Genomic DNA, 17,505 nt, shown 5'->3' on the forward strand with positions numbered 1-17,505 from the left:
TGTGATCCGTTCACGCGGCCTGAATGCGCACAGGCTTCGCGTCTTCGCCCGGCAGTTGGCGCGGCTTCATGAAGCCGCCGGCGCGCAGCACGTCGCCGTTTATCGCGCGCACGTCGGTGATGCCGGCGAGCGCCATCGTCATGTCGAGTTCGTCGCGGACGATTTCGAGGCAGCGCGTCACGCCCGCTTCGCCCGCCGCGCCGAGTCCGTACAGAAACGCGCGGCCCATGTAGACCGCATGCGCTCCGCACGCGAGCGCCTTGAGCACGTCCTGTCCCGAGCGGATGCCGCCGTCCATGTGCAGTTCGATATCGCCGTGCAGCACGTCGGCGATGCGCGGTAGCATCGAGATGGTGGAGGGCGCGCCGTCGAGTTGACGTCCGCCGTGATTCGATACGATCAACGCATCCGCGCCGACATTGCGTGCGATACGCGCGTCTTCTTCGTCGAGGATGCCCTTCAGGATCAGCTTGCCGCCCCAGCGCTCGCGTATCCATTCGATGTCGTTCCACGTGAGCGTCGGGTCGAACTGCTTCGCGGCCCAGTCGGCCATCGACGCGATGCCCGTCACGCCCGGCGCGTGCCCCACGATGTTACCGAAGCTGCGGCGCGGCGTACGCAGCATGCCCGCGCACCAGCGCGGATAGCGCGACAGATGCGCGAGATTGCGCAGCGTGAGCCGTGGCGGCGCAGACAAACCGTTGCGCTTGTCCTTGTGGCGTTGCCCCTGAATTTGCAGATCCAGCGTAAGCACGAGCGCGGAGCAGCGCGCATGTTTCGCGCGCGCGATCAGGTCCGCGATGAAGCCGCGATCCTTCATCATGTAAAGCTGGAACCAGAACGGCGCCTGCGTATGCGCGGCGACGTCTTCGATCGAACAGATGCTCACTGTCGACAGCGTGAACGGCACGCCGAAGCGCTGCGCCGCGCGCGCCGCGAGTATCTCGCCGTCGGCGTGCTGCATGCCGGCAATGCCTGTTGGCGCGAGTGCCACCGGCATCGATACGGGCTGGCCGATCATCGTCGTCGCGAGATTGCGGCGGCTGAAATCCACCGCGACGCGTTGACGAAACTGCAGGCGCGCGAAGTCGTCGCTATTCGCGCGATAGGTCGATTCGCTCCACGATCCGGCATCGACGTATTCGTAGAACATGCGCGGCACACGCTTCTTCGCCGCGCGGCGCAGTTCTTCGATGGTGGCGTAATGCGGCATGCCGTTCATGCCAGTTCCGCCTGAAGCTGCAACTGCTGCTTCGGCGCGCGCACGAACACCGCGACGAAGAGCGCGCCCAGCGCGGCGATCACGCCCGTCAGCACGAATGCGCTCCTGAAGTTGCCGGACCACTGCACGAGAAAGCCCGTCAGCGCCGGCGCGACAATGCCCGCCAGATTCGCGATGAAGTGCACGAAGCCGCCGACCGCACCGACGCGGCGCTTCTCCACGGTATCGAGCACGATCGCGAAGTACGTGTTGAACGACGCATACATGAAGAAGACCGCGATCGCCATCAGCGCGACGGCGCTCGTGAGTTCGGTGACCGTGCCCGTCAGCCCGATGCACACCGCGCCCGCGCCCAGACTCGTGATCAGCACGATCTTGCGCGAGTAGATCGCGCGCCCGGTCTTTCTGACGAGCCAGTCGCACACATAGCCGCCCGCGACCAGACCCGTCACGCCGACGGCCCACGGAATCACGCTGACGATCGACATCTTCTGAATGCTCAGGTGATGCGCCATCGTCAGATAGGACGGGAACCACGACAGGAAGAAATACAGGATGTACGCGTAGCCGAAGAACGCGAAGGCGGTGGCGAGAATCGCCGGGCGCAGCAAGTACGTGGAGAGCGGCGCGGGCGCGGCGGAATCGTCGGTGAGCGCGGCGTCCTGCACGCGCGACAGCGCCGGGTCTTCGACAGGCTTCGTGGGCTTCTCCTTCGCGAGCCACAGCCATGCGGCGACCCACACCACGCCCACCGCGCCGATGATCACGAACGACGTGCGCCAGCTCGTGGCGAGCGCAAGGAAGCCGACGACCGGCCCCGCAATCGCCGCGCCGATAGATTGCCCCGAATTGGCGAGGCCGAGCGCACTCGCCTGCTGATCGCGCGGATACCAGTTCGACACGAGCTTGTTGATGTTCGCGCAGAACGGCCCCTCGCCCATGCCGAAGATCACGCGCACGACGAGCAGACTGGCAATGCCGACCGTCACCGCCGTGAGCCCGCAGAACAGGGACCAGACGAGCATCGACACGGTGAGCACGGCCTTCGGACCCCAGCGGTCCGCCGAATAGCCGCCGACGAAGCAGAACAGCGCATAACCCACGAAGAAGCTCGAAAACACGATGCCAAGCTGCGCCGGATCGAGATGCAATTCCTTCGCGATGAGCGGCGCGGTGATCGACAGCGCCGCCCGGTCCAGATAACTGATCATGCCTCCGACGAACAGCAGACTGACGAGAGTCCAGCGCGCGCGTGTCTCCATCGTGATCTCCGATAAATGTCCACTGCATCCAATGTACATTTAGCGTAGTTGACGGGCGCGGCGCGTGTCAACACGCGTGTTGCCGGGGTATACCTGTAGACGCATACTGGGCTTCGCGCCGTCACCGCATACGTCACACGAACAGGCACGCACTCATGAACTGGCTCGCGAACATCGTGCTCGTGCTGCACGCGCTGATCGTGCTGTTCATCGTCGGCGGGTTGTTTGCCGTGTGGATGGGCGCCGCGCTCAAGCAGAAATGGGCGCGCAACCGCGTGTTTCGCACGATGCACATTGCCGCTATCGGCATCGTCGCGGGGCTTGCCGTGGCTGGCTTGCCGTGTCCGCTCACCGTGCTGGAAAACGATCTGCGCGCGGGGGCGTCGGGCGCGCAGGGCTTTCTTCAGCATTGGATCAGCGTCTTTTTGTATTTCGACTTGCCGTTGTGGATGTTCACGGTCGCCTATGCCGCGTTTTTTCTTGCGGTGGCGATCGCGTGGCGGCGCATTCCGCCGCGACGCGTCTAGACGGCGTTTTCGTCCAGCACGAGCAAGTTGTCGTGCGAGAAGCCGAGCGCAACCGGCTGTCCGCGTTCGGGCAGGATGCGGTTGGGATCGTTGAAGACATCGAGCGAAATCACGGCGTTCGTGACCCGCGCGCGAATGCGCACGACCGCGCCCAGGAAGCTGATTTCCTCCACCGTGGCCGCGAGCGAATTGCGCCCGTGCGCCGGCGGTTCCAGCAGAATCGCCTCGGGCCGCAGCGCGAGCAAACGCTCTTTGCCGGCGTCGTCGGCGGGCAAGGGCCGCGCGGTCACGAGTTCCTGACCATCGACGACAATGCGCCCCGCGGCCGGATCGATCACGCGTCCGGCCAGAATATTCAGCGTCCCGACGAACGACGCGACAAAGCGCGTGCGCGGAAAGTTATAGATGTCGAGCGGCGCGCCGACCTGTTCGACGCGCCCTTCATTCATCACGACGATCCGGTCCGAGATCGACAACGCCTCTTCCTGATCGTGCGTGACGAACACCGATGTGATTCCAAGCTCGCGTTGCAGCGCGCGAATGTCCTCGCGCAACGAGACGCGGATCTTTGCATCGAGCGCGGAGAGCGGTTCGTCGAGCAGCAGCACGCGCGGCTTGTTGGCGAGCGCGCGCGCCAGCGCCACGCGTTGTTGCTGTCCGCCCGACAACTGCCACGGATAACGCGCGGCGAGATGCGGCAGCTTGATCAGTTCGAGCATCTCGGCCACGCGCGCGTCCGCTGCCTTTTGCGCGAGCTTTGCGACCTTCAGCGAAAAGCCGATGTTCTGCGCCACCGTCATGTTCGGAAACAGCGCATACGACTGGAACACCATGCCGACCGCGCGATCGCGCGTGCGCACCCGCGTGACGTCGCGGCCTTCGAGGCGGATCGTGCCGCGCGTGGGCGTTTCGAATCCGGCGATCATGCGCAGCACGGTGGTTTTGCCGCATCCCGACGGGCCGAGGAACGTGATGAATTCGCCGCGCTCGATCTTCATGTCGAAATGATGCAGGGCGATGTTTGGCCCAAACGCTTTGTGCAGATTGTCGATTTCGAGGAATGCCATGCTCAGCGACCCCGGCGGCTCAAGGTTTGTGTCCGGCCAGCGTGCGCGCCGAGCCGAATACTTGTATCAGTCCCATCGATGCCCACGTCACGATGAACGCGATGATCGCAAGCGCCGAGGGTTCATAGGCGCGGTTTGCGCCGATCAGTTGAAGGTACGGTCCGAACGCCGGACGGTCGAGCAGGCTTGCGATCGTGAACTCGCCGATCACCACGGCGAAGGTCAGGAAAGCGCCGGAGAGAATGCCCGAGCGCACGTTCGGAAAGATCACGCGCAACAGGATGGTCGTCCAGCCCGCGCCGAGGCACTCCGCCGCCTCCGTCAGCGAGCGGATATCGACGGCGCGCATGCCCGCATCGACGGCGCGGTACATGTACGGCAGCGACAGCGTCACGTAGCCGAACACGAGCAGCACATCGGTTGCGCGCTCGTTGCCGGTGAGCGGCAGGATCGAACTGCTGTTGTAGATGCGCAGATAGCCGAACACGATAACGATGGCCGGTATCACGAGCGGCAGCAACGTGATGAACTCCACGACGGGCCGCAGCCTCGGCAAACGAAGCTGAACCCAGTACGCGGTAGGCACGACGAGCAGCACGCCGAGCACGATGGTCAGCAGCCCCATCAGCACCGAATAGCCGAACGACGCCTGAAAATGCGGATCGCCGAGCACGACGCGATAAGCATCGAAGCTATACGCGCCGCGCCGCATCCGCAGGCTGAACTCGAAGGTCGCGGCAAGCGGAATCAGGAAATACAGCGCGCCGACGATCATCGCGATCCAGGCGCCCACGCGCGACTGCGTCTTCATCGGCGTCCCCTTTCGGCGCGCGCGCGCAGCCAGATGTAGCCGCCGTTCGACAGCCCCGTCACTACGATCATGCCGAGCGCGAGCGCGTAACCGAGGTTCTGGTTATGCAGCACGTCGCCGCGAATCTGCGCGTACAGCAGGATCGGCACGATGTTGAGCGAGCTTCCCGTCAGCGCGTAGGCCGTCGCGACCGCGCCGAAAGCATTGGCGAACAGCAGCAGCGTCGCGCCCAAAAGACTGGGCCACAGCACCGGCAAGCCGACGTAACGCCAGTACTGCGCCGCAGTGCCGCCGAGACAGTCGCAGGCTTCGCGCCATTCGCGTTTCAGACCGTCGAGCGCGGGCGTGATGATGAGCACCATCAACGGAATCTGGAAGTACAGATAGGTCAGCGTGAGGCCGGTGAAGCTGAGAATGCTGAAGCCGGTCGAATAGAGATTGAAGCCGAGATACTTTCTCGCCAGCACGGTGACGAGGCCCACGCGTCCCAATGTGCAGATGAACGCGAACGCAAGCGGCACGCCCGCAAAGTTGGACGCGACGCCCGAGAAGGTCAGAAGCGTCGGGCGAATCCAGGCAGGCAGGCGGCCCTGCACCGCGGCCCACGCGAGCAACGCGCCGAACAGCGCGCCACCCGCGGCGGAGGCGATGCTCACCTTCACGCTGATCCAGTAGGCATCGAGCACGCCGGGCTGAAGCAGTTCGCGCAGATTCGCAAACGTGAAGTGCCCCTGCGCGTCCTGAAACGCGCCGATCATCAGGAAGGCCGTGGGCAACAAGAGAAACAGCAGCGCGAACGCGAAGAACGGCAGCACGCCCGCATAGGCGAGCCAGCTCGCGCCGCCATGGGCCCGCGCAGGAGCGGACGGCGGCGCGGGCGCGCCCGGCGTCAGCAGATCCGGGCCGGAAGCGCCTGACTGCGGCGACCCGCTCATGTCGGCGGCGGCGCTTATTTCACGTTCGCGCCGACGACCTGATCCCAGCCCTTCGTCACGACGTCCTTCGTGGCGTTCTGCTGGTCGAGCGTCGGAAAGACGGCATTGCCGTACGACGACGCGGGCGGCAGCTTCGACAGCAGCGCCTGCGGCACCTTCTTCTGCGCGACGAGTTCGTTATAGCGCATCGGATGACAGTAACCGGCCAGCCAGCCGAGTTGCCCTTCGTCGGAATAGAGGAACTCCATCCACAGCTTCGCGGCATTCGGATGCGGCGCAAACGCGCTGATCGCCTGCACATAGACGCCCGCGACCACGCCCGTCTTCGGCACGATCACCTGCACTTTCGGATTGCCCTTGAGCGTGTCGCGGTCGGCGAGCGCGTTGTAGTCCCAGCGCACGACGATCGGCGTCGTGCCCTGCGCCAGCGACGCCGCCTTGCCGATCACCGGAACGAAGTTGCCGCTCTTGTTGAGATCGGCGAAAAACTTGAGGCCGGCCTGATCCGCCTTGCCCGCGTCGCCCTTGGTCTGCGACAGTCCCGCCGCGTAGACCGCCTGAATCGCCTGATTCGCCGAGCGCGGATCGCCCGCCAGCGACACCGCGTTGCGATATTCCGGCTTGAGCAGATCGCCCCAGTCGGCGGGCGGCTTGTCGATCATGTCGGCGTTCACTTCGAATGCAAGCACGCCGTAATAATCGCCGTACCAGTAGCCTTCGGCATCTTTCGATGCAGCCGGAATCGAATCCCACGTCGCCACCTTGTAAGGCTGCAACAAACCTTCTTTCTTCGCGGACGGACCGAATGACAAGCCGACGTCGATCACGTCGGGCGCCTGCGGTCCCTTGTTGCCCTTGTTCGCCTTGATGGCCTCGATTTCGTCGCCGGAGCCCGCGTCCGGATTGAGCTCGTTGACGTGGATGCCGTATTTCTTCTGGAACGTGTCGATGAGCGCGCCGTAGCCGCACCAGTCATGCGGCAACGCGATAGTGGTGAGTTGCCCCTCTTGCTTCGCCGCGGCGACGAGCGCATCCGATGGAGCCGCCGATGCATGTTCGAGTCCGCCTGCCGTCAGCGCGGCGCCCGCGGAAAGGGAAAGAAGCCGGCCTGCCCAGATACGCTTCATCGTCATTGCTGCCCCATGCCGGAAGGTAGTGCGTTGAGGAGATCCGCCGATAGCCGAAGCAGGCTAAAGTCAACGAGTCGAATTTGCAAGCTGCCAAAAACACTCGCTTATTCGCACCGGCTCATTCGAACGATCCGGTGCGCACCTCGCCGTCGCGCACGTAGCGCGTGACCAGCACGCCGCCCGGCGTGGCGATCGAATGCGCCAGCGTGAAGGCGGACGGCAGCGCGTCGTCGCCGAACAGTCGCCTGCCGCGCCCGAGGACCACCGGATAGATCAGCAGACGAAGCTCGTCCACCAGACCGGCGGCGAGTAGCTGGCGCACCATGTCGCCGCTGCCGAACGTCAGAAGATCGGCGTCGCCGTCATGTTGAAGCGCGCGTACCGCGTCGGCTATGTCGCCTTTTAGCGCGTGACTGTTCTGCCAGCCGAGCGCCTCGGGCCGATGTGTCGCGACGTGTTTGGGCACACCGTTGAACAGGTCCGCGATTGCGCGGCTGCCCGAATCCGCCGGCACGGTCGGCCAGTAAGCCGCGAAGATGTCGTAGGTGCGGCGTCCGAGCAGCAATTCGAACGGTTGCGAGAGCAGATCCTGCAGATGCTGGCCGATAGCTTCGTCGGCGTAAGGAACGATCCAGCCGCCCAGACGGAAATCGCCGCTTTGATCTTCTGTGGGCCCGCCCGGCGCCTGAATCGCGCCATCCAGACTGAGGAATGCGGAAACGATGAGCTTGCGCATGAGCTTCTCCAGGTCGACGGACCCGATCGGTCCGTAGCTACGACGAACGAATCATTCGCGAATCGACAACCCGCCTGCCCGACCTGAAAAAGCCCAGCCATCACTCCTTCACATGCAGCGTATCGAGCGAACGCTTGCGCAAGCGCGTGTCGTGCAGCGCGCCCGCGGCTTCTAGCACCGGATAGGCGGTCGAACAGAAGAGCGAGTTCAGGCGCTTCATGTTGCTGATGAGATCGAGATGCAGCGCGCTGGTTTCCATGCTGCGCAGGGTCTGCCCGGCCAGCCGGTCCAGATGCTTGTGCGAATAGGCGCGCTCCAGATCGCGAAAACGCTCTTTCTCGGCCAGCAGTTGTTCGGCGCAGCGCAGGTCGCTGTTGAGAAACACCGACAGCCCGAGCCGCAGATTGCTGATGAGCCGCGCATGGAGATCGTCGAGTTCGCCGAGACCCTGCTCCGAGAACGCGAGCCGTTGAGAAATCTTCTTCTCTTCGATGTCGCTCACGATCCGCTCGATGATGTCGCCCGCGTGTTCGAGATTGATCGTCAGCGAAATGATGTCGGTCCAGCGGCGGCTGTCTTTTTCGTCGAGTTGTTCGCGCGAGATCAGCGTCAGATAGTCCTTCACCTGCGCGTAGAGCTGATCGACGTCGTCGTCCATGCGCATCGTTTCCCGCGCGATGACGAGGTCGTTGCGCCTCAGCAGTTCCGACACGTTGTCGAGCATGACGCGCACGATATCGCCGATACGCAGCACTTCACGCGACGCGTTCGCAAGCGCCAGACTCGGCGTCAGCAGTCCCGCCGGATCGAGGTAAAGCGGACGGAGTTCGCCGTTTGCCACCGCGCGATCGGGCATCAGGCGGCGGCTGAGATCGGCGACGCGATCGACCAGCGAGAGGCACGCGCAGCAGCGCACCGTGTTGTAGATGACGTGGAAACCGACCACGGCCTCGCGCGGATTGGCGATCAGCATGGGCAGCCCGCGCGCGAGCAGCGCGGCGAACGGCAGGATGATCACGGCGCCCGCCAGCTTGAACGCGAAGCTGCCGACCGCGAGACGCCGCGCCGCCGCGTTCTGCGGCAACGCGTTGAGCAGAGCCAGCAGACCGCTGCCGAGATTGGCCCCGACGACGAGACACAGCGCGACCTTAAGCGAGATCACGCCCGAGGATGCGAGCGTCGCCGTGAGCAGAACGGCGGCAAGGCTCGAATACGAGATCATCGCGAAGCCCGCGCCGACGAGCGCGTCCAGCATCGTGTCGCCGGTCAGCGCGCTGAACATCACGCGGACGCCTGAGGCCTGCATCATCGGCTGCGCAGCTTCGACGATAAGATGCAGCGCCAGAAGAATCAGCCCGAGCCCGATGATCGCGCGCCCCGCCTGCCCCGCCCGCGTCTGCTTGCGGGTGAGGAACAGCGGCACGCCGAACAGGATCAGGAGCGGCGAGAGCCATGAAAGATCGAGCGTGAGCACGCGCGCCATCAGCGCCGTGCCGACATCCGCGCCGAGCATGACAGTCAGGCCGCTTGCGAGCGGCACCAGTCCCTGCGCGGCGAACGACGTGAGGATGACGGCGGTCGCGTTGCTGCTCTGCACGAGGCTCGTGACGCCGATCCCCGACAGGAACGCGCGCATTCGGCTGCCCGTGCTGCGGCCGAGAATCGCGCGAAGATCGGCGCCGAGGACGCGGAGAATGCCAGTACGGACGATGTGCGAGCCCCACACCAGCAGGGCGACGCCGGACAACAGATTGAGCAGAATCAGCACAGCAGATCGAATTCCTCAGAGACGGATGTGACGCAACGCTGAATTGTGACAGTAATGTTACACAGAACTGCCGTGGTGGAGGAAACTTATCCTCTGAGCGATTAACTCACGAAAGCCCGTGAATCGGGCGTCGAAAAGTGTTCGTACGTCGCTTACTGTTTTAGTCATACCGCTGGCCCGCTTATTGCAAGCAGCGCGTGGCATCAACCTTTTAGCCGTCTTCGACCTCAAATACGCGCCATGCTCGACACGACCGACACGAACACCGCGATCCAGCCCGGCCGTATACCGACCGGTGTCGATGGCATCGACGACATTCTGAGCGGTGGGCTCACGCCTCATCGCATGTACCTGATCGAGGGCGCACCGGGCGCCGGTAAAACGACCCTCGCCTTGCAGTTCTTACTCAAAGGCGCGGAGATTGGCGAGCCCGGGCTCTATGTGACCTTGTCGGAGACGAAGGCGGAACTCGTCGCGGTGGCGCAGAGCCACGGCTGGGATACCGGACGTTTCACGATCATCGAGCTGCTGTCGGACGAAGGGCTCGACCCGCGCTACGAGCAGACCGTGCTGCATCCGGCCGAAGTCGAGCTGGGCGAAACCGTGCGCGACGTGATCGCGAAAGTCGATGAGCTGAGACCCACTCGCCTTGTGTTCGACAGCCTGTCCGAGCTGCGCATGCTGTCGCAGAACTCGCTGCGCTATCGCCGTCAGATTCTTGCGCTGAAGCGTTATTTCGCGACGCGCGCCTGCACGGTGATGCTGCTCGACGACAACACGTCTGAGCCCGGCGACCTGCAACTGCACAGCATCGCGCATGGCGTCATCAGCCTCGACAATCTCGTGCACGACTACGGCGGCGAGCGCCGCCGCCTGCGCATTGCGAAGATGCGCGGCATCCGCTTTCGCGAAGGCTTTCACGACATGACGCTCAAGACGGGCGGCATCGAGGTTTATCCGCGGCTCATCGCGGCCGAGCATCACACCGACTATTCGGCGAACCCGCTCTCCACGGGCACCGAAGGTCTGGATGCGCTGCTGGGTGGCGGACTCGTGCCGGGGACCAATGCGCTGATTGTCGGACCTTCGGGCGTCGGCAAGACGACGACGGTCGCATCATGCTTGCTCGCCGCGCTCCGACGCGGCGAAGCCTGCGTCTACTATTTGTTCGACGAGACGCGGCCCACGCTCCTGCGCCGCTCGATCAATCTGGGCATCGATCTCAGGCCGTACCTCGAAAACGGCCTGCTGACGCTGCGCCAGATCGATCCCGCGGAAATCTCGCCCGGCGAATTCGCGAGCGACGTGCGCAAGAGCGTCGAGCAGGACGGCGCGCGCTTCGTCGCCATCGACAGTCTGAACGCCTACTTGCAGGCGATGCCGGGCGAACGCTATCTGCTCTTGCAGATGCACGAACTGCTCACGTATCTGAACCAGCGCGGCGTCATCACGATGCTGGTGCTCGGGCAGCACGGCATTATCGGCGAGGTGCAGAGCGATATCGACATCAGCTATCTCAGCGACGTGGTCGTGCTGTTCCGCTATTTCGAGCGCGCGGGCGAAGTGCTCACGGCCATCACCGCCGTCAAGAGCCGTTCGAACGGACATGAACGCTCGATTCGCCAGTTCCGGCTCGGCAGCGGCGGCCTGAATGTCGGCGAGGCGCTGCGCGATTTCGAAGGCATCCTGAGCGGCCTGCCCAGCTACCGGGGCGACACCGCGATGCTTCCCGGCACCGGGGGCGAGCCCGCATCGCCCGCCGGCTGACGTCATGGAGTATCGCGTATTGATCGTGGCGCCCTTCGGCCGCGACGCCGACGTGATCGTCGACGTCCTCGCAACCGATGACCGACGCTGCTTTGTCTGCGCCGATTCGCCCGCGCTCGTCGCCGAGCTCGAACGCGGCGCGGGCGTGGCCATCGTCACCGAGGAGTCGTTGGCCAACGACGATGCCCGCGCGCTCGCGGCCTGGCTCGAAGCGCAGCCCGCCTGGTCCGATTTCCCGATCGTGCTGCTCTCGGGCCGGCTCGCGGGCCGCCGCTCGGACGCGAGCATCGACATGCTCGAGCGACTCGGCAATGTGCTCGTGCTCGAACGGCCGCTCAACTCGGAGACGTTGCGGCGGGCCGTGGCATCGTCGTTGCGGGCGCGCGCGCGGCAGTACGATTCGCGCAGGCATCTCGCCGAATCCGGGCAGCATCTGATCGAGCGCGCCCGGGCGCAGGAAGCGCTCGAACGTCTCAACGAATCGCTCGAAAGCCGCATCGAAGAACGCACGCAGGAACTGGCATCGGCGAACAACCGGCTCATGAAGGAGATTCACGAACGCGCCAAGGTGCAGGCGGTGCTCGTGCAGTCGCAAAAAATGGAAGCGCTCGGGCAACTGACGGGCGGCATCGCGCACGACTTCAACAATCTGCTGAACGTCATCATGGCCAATGCGGAACTGCTCTCGCGCATCAGCGCCGACGAGCGCGTGCGCAAGATGGCCGCCACCACCAAGCGCGCCACCGAACGCGGCGCCAAGCTCACCGCGCAGTTGCTGTCGTTTTCCCGCACGAGCAATCTCGATCTCAAGTCCGTCAACGTCGCCTCGTTGCTGCACGGCATGCGCGACATCATTTCGATTTCGCTCGGCTCGACGATCGCGTTCTCGACCACATCCGATTCCGCCGATCTCTGGACCCAGGCCGACGCCAATCAGCTCGAACTGGCCGTGCTCAATCTCGCGATCAACGCGCGCGACGCCATGCCGCGCGGCGGCCGTCTCTCGATTCACGCGGGCGAACGCGCCGCGCCCGACGAATCGCTCGCCGCGGGACGTTACGTGGTGATCAGCGTGAGCGATTCGGGCTCGGGCATCGACCCGGGCGTGCTGTCGCGCGTGTTCGATCCGTTCTTCACGACCAAGCCGGTGGGCAAGGGAACCGGCCTCGGCCTGAGTCAGGTCTACGGCATTGCGCGGCAGGCGGGCGGCGTGGCGCGCATCGAGAGCGAGCCGGGCGCGGGTACCACTGTGCAGATGTGGTTGCCGCTCAGCGCAAGCGACTCGCCCGAGACGATCGCCGATGCCGATCCGCACGACGACACGCAGAAGGCCTATCGCATTCTCGTCATCGAGGACGACGAGGACGTGCGCACGATGATCGTCGAATGTCTCGAAGCGCTCGGCCATCACGTGACCTGCGCGCGCGACGGGCAAAGCGGCCTCGACCGCCTGCGCGCCGACGCGCCCGATCTGATGATGGTCGATTACGCGATGCCCGGCATGAACGGCATGCAGGTGCTCGCCAGCGCCCGCGAGATGCGTGACGATCTGCCGGTGATCCTCGCGACGGGCTACGCGGACGTCGATCTATCGACCATCACCGACCGGCGTTTCACCGCGCTGCGCAAGCCGTTTCAACTCGAAGATCTCGCGCGCGCGGTGCGTCTCGCGTTGAAGACCGCGAGCTGAAGCGCCGGGTTTTGCCACGAGTCTTGCCACATCAGCGATGCTGCGCGTGGCGTGCGAGCAGTTGCTGGTGGCGCGTCTCGGTTTCGTCATCGGCGGGAAACATGCATTCGAGCCGCAGTTCCTGCGCCGCGACATTCTGCGGCGCGCCGACCGTTGTGACCATCGAGAAATAGCGCAGCACGGCGCCTTCGCTCACTAAGCTCAGCGGAATGACGGGCGTCGTGGGCGACGCCGATGTACCGCGATGCGTCTTCCAGTCGCGCGGAACGTCGGGGTACGCCAATAGTTCGTCGAGCAAACGCTTGACGCCGGCGTCGGCCACATGACCCACCGTCTCGCGATACACGCGTTGCAGCAGACTGCGCGAGACCGTGTCCCAGTCGGCTAAGAACGGACGCATGCCGTGCGGATCGAAGATCAGATGCAGCATGTTGCGCGGACCTTCGCGCGCGGCCATGTCGATGAAACAGCCGAAGAAGCGCGGCGCCGCTTCGTTGGTCATCAGCACGTTCCAGTGGCGGTCCATGACGATCGCCGGAAACGGCTCATGCTGCCGCACGACGCGTTCGAGCGCGCGAATCACGCCGTGCATTTCCTGCGCATTCCACGGCGCCTCCGAATAGACCGGCGCGTAGCCTGCGGCGAGCAGCAGCGCGTTGCGTTCGCGCAGCGGCACATCGAGCGTCTGTGCAAGCGTGAGCAGCGTGTCGCGGCCCGGCACGCTGCGCCCGCTTTCGATGAAACTGATCTGACGCTGCGACACGCCCGCATCGAGCGACAGATCGAGCTGACTCACGCCGCGCACGTCGCGCCAGTAGCGCAGCAGATCGCCGAGTTCGACCGGCTGCGCGTTCGGATCGGGACGGTTCGCGTTCATCGCATTTCCTCGACAGACGATGCTTCAAAGAACCGGCGCATGCCAGACGAACGCCTCGAACTGCGCTTCGAGCGGCGGCTGCGTCACGCTGGCGACGTAGTTCGTGATCGTCGATGCGGCGACGACCGCGATCACTTCGAGTATCTGTTCGGCGCTGAAACCGGCGTCGAGAAAGCGTTGCTGGTCGGCTTCGGTAAGACGCCCGCGCTTGCCGATCAGCGTTCGCGCCAGCGTCGACAGCGCGGCCAGTGCGGCGTCGGCAGGTAACGCGCCGTGGCGGATCGCGTCGACATCGGCGGGCGGCACGCCTTGCTTCAATGCGAGCGCCGTGTGGAACGCGACGGGCCATTCGCTTGCGTTCGTGACTGCGTTGGTGAGCAACAGCGTCTGAATCTGCGGCTCGGTCAGACTGCTTGCATGCACGCGTTCGAACAGGCCGACGAAGCCGTTGAGCAGCACCGGCGATGCAGCCATCGTGCCCGCGATGTTCGGGATCAGCCCGAATGCGTTTTGCAGTTGTTGGAGCGCGGGTTGTGATTGCGCGGGAGCGGTGTCGGGCGTGTGGACGGGGTAGCTGGACATGGTATCTCCTTCGATGGGCGCTGCCGGGAGGGCGGCGCGATAAGCAAAGGTTAGAGATGGCCGTGTGTGGGGACAATTACATGCGGTGTAATGATGGGGGATGCGAAAAAATGATCTCGCATCAGCAGGTTAGGCCCGGTTAGATACGTTTTAGGCCTGTTCAAAAATGCGCAATTGGGCACTATTGGAATCAACTAGTTACAGTGCCGTTCCAGACTGCACTTACTGGATATCCTGACGTCCGCTACGTGACTCTCAGGTTTCAGCGCGCGCGCATGGTGACGCCGGCGATCCGCGAAGTCTCCGCCCCGAGTTCAAGGCGTTGGAGCGCGAGCGCAGCGGTACGCCCCTCTCCAACGTCCGAATGGTCTGGCGCTCGAAATCCGGCGCGTCGGCGTGATCGACGACGCGCCGAAGGAAAAAAAAGAGCCGTGGCAGCGGCCCATCTGCTGACGCCATATGAAGCGCGACCCTTGCAATCCGACACTGAAGAGCAACAAGCGCGCTTCGGACGTCATCTAGATTCAATACCACGCCTCCTTCTGTACGCACCGCACCCGCTGCCGGCAGGATCGCGGCGAACTCGCGCCAGGGAACCGACGTTTGTCGATATCGAGATCAGCGCGAACCACGGAGTTGGTCGACCATACTGGCGAGCTCCTGCACCGCTTTGATCAGCGGCGCGATCAGTTCGTCGTAGCCGATGGTCTTCACGTCGCAGCCGCCGTCGACCGCGTGATTCTGGAATCCCCCGAAGTCAACGCCCGTGCGCTCGATTAGGGTCTGCACTTCTTGCGCAATCAAACCGTGATGGAACCGCGCGCGCTTCTTCGAACCATCCTTCGGGAGTTGGCGAATTTTGCGAACGATGATCGGCTTGCCTTCCGCGTCGATGCCGTCCTCTTCCTCGTACGGCTCGGCGTAGTCGTCGCGCATGTCCCACCGGTAGTCGACCGGGCGCAAGGCCTTGATGAAATCTAGTCCGAGTACGGTATCGCGGACGTCAGCTTTGTCGTGCAGATCGGAACGGTTTTGCACCGTGCCATAGACGTACGTCGTCGTCGCGCTGTTGCCGAGCTGCACCTGGTTGTCGCCCGAGACGCGCGAGTCATAGCCAACGCCGGTGATATTGTTGAACGTCGCGGTAACTGAGCCGTCCTGCGAGTTGCGCAGCGCACTTCGGCCAAGTGCCGTAACTTGCGAGCCCGTCGTAATATTCGACGCCGCGAACTCGCCCACCGCGACGCAATCCGTGCCAGTTGTCAGCGCGCGCAGAGCCGAGTAACCGACTGCCGTATTGCGCGTTCCGGTCGTGGCCGCGCTGAGCGTTAAGTTGCCGACCGACGTGTTGTTGATGCCCTGGCTCTGAAACTGGGCCACGGCGCCAATGGCGATGCTGTTCGAACACGTCTTGCCGCTGTAGAGCGCCTTGCGGCCGATCGCCATGACATCCGAAACAGGCGTAATCGCCATGAGCGTGACCCACTCGATGACCTTTGCCACGCCACTTTCCGAGTTTTGCGTTGGCGACAAAGCAGTACTTAACGTGAACGTGTTTGCATCCGGAACGGACACAATGGTCATGTACTGCGCTTCGTGAGCGCCGAGCCCAATGCGCACGCGCCATCCGGCTGAGAATCCATGAGCTGCGATCGTGACGGTGATCGTATTCACGTTCCAGACGTACGTTCCGGTTTTTGTTGTTCCGGTGACGCGCTGGAATCCGTCAAAACTCGAATCGACTTCGAGCGTAGATGCTGCCTGCCAGCCGAACGCGGTGAGCGTGCCCTTTTTGATTTCGCTACCGCAGTCGGCGCCGACGCAGGTATTGCCCTCTGCGTTCGACATCATGCCCGCATTCGAGCCGATCATTGTTTGATGGTCGACCGTGAGCGGTGTCTGGTTGAGAATGGTCGTATCGTCCAGGTCGAGCGGGGCCAGTCCGTAGAGCGCAGCGCTACCCAGTGCCGTACAGAAATTTCCGTTCGTGATGGATTGTCCCGCGTTGCGGCCCATCGCGATGTTGGAATAGCCAGTCACGTTGAAGCGCAGAGTATTGTCGCCGACGCCGATGTTGCGTGTTCCTGCGGTGTTCGCTCCGTCGTTGCTGTTCACGCAGTACTGCGATTCGAGGCCGATTGCGATGTTATAGCGGCCGTTCACCGTGTTCTGCATCGCACCAACGCCGATCGCAATCGAATTGCGAGCAGTTGTGTTGGCCGCCATTGCGCTGTCGCCAATCGCAATCACGTTGTACGGGTTGCCCGCCTTCTTGTATTCGATGAACTTCGGGAGCGCCGCGCCGGCACCCTTCCCGATAACGACGGCGTGATTGCCGACGCGCGTTTGTCCGATGTATCCCGCATCGAACAGGAACCCATCGGATGCGCGTTTGAACGTGCCGTTGAAGTAGTAGTTGTTCGTCGGCAGTGCGGAGACGAGATACGTCTTGCCGAGTAGGTCTACGTATCGTCCGGCGTGGCTGCTTTCGAGCTTGGCTATCGCGGCTGTGTCATCTGTAACGCCATCGCCAACAACGGGAAAGTCCGTGGCGCTCAATTGCTCACGCACCTTCTCTTGCAAGTTGCGCGGAACCGCACCTTCTCCCGCCTGAACGAAACCCACCTCAGAGGCGCCGCTTGCGCTTGCCAAGTTTTCCGCGAGCTGATGGGAAGATCCCACCTCGCGCCAAACGTCGGCGGGTGGCGCGCTGTCTAAATTTGCACTGTTTGCGATGTAGAGTTGTCCGTCCGCACCGACAACCATCGCATTGGCTGGATATGCGATGTTCGGATTCCAGATATCACCCTGCGGCACGATCTCGCCATTCACGGTGTCTTCAAAGAATCCGGTCGCGCTGAGATTGGCACCGGTGATCGGGTTCGACGGAATGTAGTATCTCATTAGTCTTCAATAATTTAGTTATGCTTAAACACGTACCGATGATTCGGTTCGAAGGAATGCAGGGGTAGTCAGTGATGTAGTACTTTCACGGGCACCTCCCGCGAAGTCTTGACCTAGCTCTGATGCACGTTACCCGAGACCGCTCCCAGATATCGCGCAGGCCTTCCTTGACGAGACTTCCCTCGTCGACGAACAGCTCGTCGTAGTGCCGCGAGCGGGCCGCGTCC

The 17,505-nt window shown here is 63.5% G+C and carries 14 protein-coding genes; 3 read left to right on the plus strand and 11 right to left on the minus strand.

Annotated elements, in window-relative coordinates; genetic code table 11:
- Nucleotides 1-10: 10 nt before the first annotated feature.
- The gene (locus tag BRPE64_RS23870) at nt 11-1,213 is read right to left on the minus strand and encodes an alpha-hydroxy acid oxidase (protein ID WP_044043149.1); all 1,203 of its coding nucleotides are present in this window, start codon (nt 1,211-1,213) and stop codon (nt 11-13) included.
- 5 nt (nt 1,214-1,218) lie between these two features.
- Complete coding sequence (locus tag BRPE64_RS23875) at nt 1,219-2,484, minus strand: MFS transporter (protein WP_016347471.1); 1,266 nt, start codon at nt 2,482-2,484, stop codon at nt 1,219-1,221.
- A gap of 155 nt (nt 2,485-2,639) precedes the next feature.
- On the opposite strand from BRPE64_RS23875, the gene BRPE64_RS23880 reads away from it, so the two are divergent.
- A complete protein-coding gene (locus BRPE64_RS23880; protein ID WP_016347472.1) occupies nt 2,640-3,011 on the plus strand; it encodes a DUF2784 domain-containing protein in 372 nt (123 codons plus the stop codon).
- On the opposite strand, the gene BRPE64_RS23885 is transcribed toward BRPE64_RS23880, so the two are convergent.
- The 6 genes from BRPE64_RS23885 to BRPE64_RS23910 form a co-directional block, all read right to left on the minus strand.
- A complete protein-coding gene (locus BRPE64_RS23885) occupies nt 3,008-4,078 on the minus strand; it encodes an ABC transporter ATP-binding protein (protein WP_016347473.1) in 1,071 nt (356 codons plus the stop codon). The genes BRPE64_RS23880 and BRPE64_RS23885 overlap by 4 nt on opposite strands.
- Nucleotides 4,079-4,097: 19 nt before the next feature.
- Nucleotides 4,098-4,889: an ABC transporter permease gene (locus BRPE64_RS23890; protein ID WP_016347474.1), complete on the minus strand. Its 792-nt coding sequence runs from the start codon at nt 4,887-4,889 to the stop codon at nt 4,098-4,100.
- A complete protein-coding gene (locus BRPE64_RS23895; RefSeq protein WP_016347475.1) occupies nt 4,886-5,824 on the minus strand; it encodes an ABC transporter permease in 939 nt (312 codons plus the stop codon). Before BRPE64_RS23895 ends, BRPE64_RS23890 begins: the two co-directional genes overlap by 4 nt.
- Nucleotides 5,825-5,838: 14 nt before the next feature.
- Nucleotides 5,839-6,957 (minus strand): ABC transporter substrate-binding protein, encoded by a 1,119-nt coding sequence (locus tag BRPE64_RS23900; protein WP_016347476.1) that lies wholly within the window; start codon nt 6,955-6,957, stop codon nt 5,839-5,841.
- Nucleotides 6,958-7,072: 115 nt separating this feature from the next.
- Complete coding sequence (locus BRPE64_RS23905; RefSeq protein WP_016347477.1) at nt 7,073-7,690, minus strand: dihydrofolate reductase family protein; 618 nt, start codon at nt 7,688-7,690, stop codon at nt 7,073-7,075.
- Nucleotides 7,691-7,790: 100 nt separating this feature from the next.
- Nucleotides 7,791-9,458 (minus strand): Na/Pi cotransporter family protein, encoded by a 1,668-nt coding sequence (locus BRPE64_RS23910; RefSeq protein ID WP_016347478.1) that lies wholly within the window; start codon nt 9,456-9,458, stop codon nt 7,791-7,793.
- Nucleotides 9,459-9,698: 240 nt separating this feature from the next.
- Between BRPE64_RS23910 and BRPE64_RS23915 the strand changes: the two genes are divergently transcribed.
- Both BRPE64_RS23915 and BRPE64_RS23920 read left to right on the plus strand, forming a co-directional pair.
- Nucleotides 9,699-11,225, plus strand: coding sequence for an ATPase domain-containing protein (locus tag BRPE64_RS23915; protein WP_016347479.1), 1,527 nt, complete (start codon nt 9,699-9,701; stop codon nt 11,223-11,225).
- Between the two features lie 4 nt (nt 11,226-11,229).
- The gene (locus BRPE64_RS23920; RefSeq protein WP_016347480.1) at nt 11,230-12,915 is read left to right on the plus strand and encodes an ATP-binding protein; all 1,686 of its coding nucleotides are present in this window, start codon (nt 11,230-11,232) and stop codon (nt 12,913-12,915) included.
- Nucleotides 12,916-12,946: 31 nt separating this feature from the next.
- Here BRPE64_RS23920 and BRPE64_RS23925 read toward each other — a convergent pair whose 3' ends face one another.
- The 3 genes from BRPE64_RS23925 to BRPE64_RS31990 all read right to left on the minus strand — a co-directional run bounded on the left by BRPE64_RS23925 (nt 12,947) and on the right by BRPE64_RS31990 (nt 17,278).
- Nucleotides 12,947-13,792: a helix-turn-helix domain-containing protein gene (locus tag BRPE64_RS23925; RefSeq protein ID WP_016347481.1), complete on the minus strand. Its 846-nt coding sequence runs from the start codon at nt 13,790-13,792 to the stop codon at nt 12,947-12,949.
- Nucleotides 13,793-13,816: 24 nt separating this feature from the next.
- On the minus strand, nt 13,817-14,374 hold the full coding sequence (locus tag BRPE64_RS23930; protein ID WP_016347482.1) for a carboxymuconolactone decarboxylase family protein: 558 nt from the start codon (nt 14,372-14,374) through the stop codon (nt 13,817-13,819).
- Between the two features lie 618 nt (nt 14,375-14,992).
- The gene (locus tag BRPE64_RS31990; protein WP_016347483.1) at nt 14,993-17,278 is read right to left on the minus strand and encodes a tail fiber domain-containing protein; all 2,286 of its coding nucleotides are present in this window, start codon (nt 17,276-17,278) and stop codon (nt 14,993-14,995) included.
- Between the last annotated feature and the right edge of the window lie 227 nt (nt 17,279-17,505).

The sequence above is a fragment of the Caballeronia insecticola genome, assembly GCF_000402035.1.
In the GTDB taxonomy this organism is placed as follows: domain Bacteria; phylum Pseudomonadota; class Gammaproteobacteria; order Burkholderiales; family Burkholderiaceae; genus Caballeronia; species Caballeronia insecticola.

Excerpts from the sequence above, each read along its gene's own strand:
- BRPE64_RS23870 (WP_044043149.1), bottom strand. The coding sequence starts at position 1,213 with ATGCCGCATTACGCCACCATCGAAGAACTGCGCCGCGCGGCGAAGAAG.
- BRPE64_RS23875 (WP_016347471.1), bottom strand. The coding sequence starts at position 2,484 with ATGGAGACACGCGCGCGCTGGACTCTCGTCAGTCTGCTGTTCGTCGGA.
- BRPE64_RS23880 (WP_016347472.1), top strand. The coding sequence starts at position 2,640 with ATGAACTGGCTCGCGAACATCGTGCTCGTGCTGCACGCGCTGATCGTG.
- BRPE64_RS23885 (WP_016347473.1), bottom strand. The coding sequence starts at position 4,078 with ATGGCATTCCTCGAAATCGACAATCTGCACAAAGCGTTTGGGCCAAAC.
- BRPE64_RS23890 (WP_016347474.1), bottom strand. The coding sequence starts at position 4,889 with ATGAAGACGCAGTCGCGCGTGGGCGCCTGGATCGCGATGATCGTCGGC.
- BRPE64_RS23895 (WP_016347475.1), bottom strand. The coding sequence starts at position 5,824 with ATGAGCGGGTCGCCGCAGTCAGGCGCTTCCGGCCCGGATCTGCTGACG.
- BRPE64_RS23900 (WP_016347476.1), bottom strand. The coding sequence starts at position 6,957 with ATGACGATGAAGCGTATCTGGGCAGGCCGGCTTCTTTCCCTTTCCGCG.
- BRPE64_RS23905 (WP_016347477.1), bottom strand. The coding sequence starts at position 7,690 with ATGCGCAAGCTCATCGTTTCCGCATTCCTCAGTCTGGATGGCGCGATT.
- BRPE64_RS23915 (WP_016347479.1), top strand. The coding sequence starts at position 9,699 with ATGCTCGACACGACCGACACGAACACCGCGATCCAGCCCGGCCGTATA.
- BRPE64_RS23920 (WP_016347480.1), top strand. The coding sequence starts at position 11,230 with ATGGAGTATCGCGTATTGATCGTGGCGCCCTTCGGCCGCGACGCCGAC.
- BRPE64_RS23925 (WP_016347481.1), bottom strand. The coding sequence starts at position 13,792 with ATGAACGCGAACCGTCCCGATCCGAACGCGCAGCCGGTCGAACTCGGC.
- BRPE64_RS23930 (WP_016347482.1), bottom strand. The coding sequence starts at position 14,374 with ATGTCCAGCTACCCCGTCCACACGCCCGACACCGCTCCCGCGCAATCA.
- BRPE64_RS31990 (WP_016347483.1), bottom strand. The coding sequence starts at position 17,278 with ATGAGATACTACATTCCGTCGAACCCGATCACCGGTGCCAATCTCAGC.